The sequence below is a fragment of the Klebsiella sp. CN_Kp104 genome (assembly GCF_040064515.1).
Taxonomy (GTDB): domain Bacteria; phylum Pseudomonadota; class Gammaproteobacteria; order Enterobacterales; family Enterobacteriaceae; genus Klebsiella; species Klebsiella aerogenes.
On sequence record NZ_JBEAII010000027.1, the window covers coordinates 1 to 515 of the forward strand.

The following is a 515-nucleotide window of genomic DNA, read 5'->3' on the forward strand; positions in this document are numbered from 1 at the left end:
CACGTAGACTGCCCGGGCCACGCCGACTATGTTAAAAACATGATCACCGGTGCTGCTCAGATGGATGGCGCGATCCTGGTTGTTGCTGCGACTGACGGCCCGATGCCGCAGACTCGTGAGCACATCCTGCTGGGTCGTCAGGTAGGCGTTCCGTACATCATCGTGTTCCTGAACAAATGCGACATGGTTGATGACGAAGAGCTGCTGGAACTGGTTGAGATGGAAGTTCGTGAACTGCTGTCTCAGTACGATTTCCCGGGCGACGACACTCCGATCGTTCGTGGTTCTGCTCTGAAAGCGCTGGAAGGCGACGCAGAGTGGGAAGCGAAAATCATCGAACTGGCTGGCTTCCTGGATTCTTACATCCCAGAACCAGAGCGTGCGATTGACAAGCCGTTCCTGCTGCCGATCGAAGACGTATTCTCCATCTCCGGTCGTGGTACCGTTGTTACCGGTCGTGTAGAGCGCGGTATCATCAAAGTTGGTGAAGAAGTTGAAATCGTTGGTATCAAAGA

The 515-nt window shown here is 54.2% G+C and carries 1 protein-coding gene; it reads left to right on the top strand.

Features of this window, described 5'->3' with window-relative positions; genetic code table 11:
- Positions 1–515: GTP-binding protein (locus tag ABLU80_RS13540; protein ID WP_227511109.1), on the top strand; the 515-nt coding region annotated here is incomplete at both ends.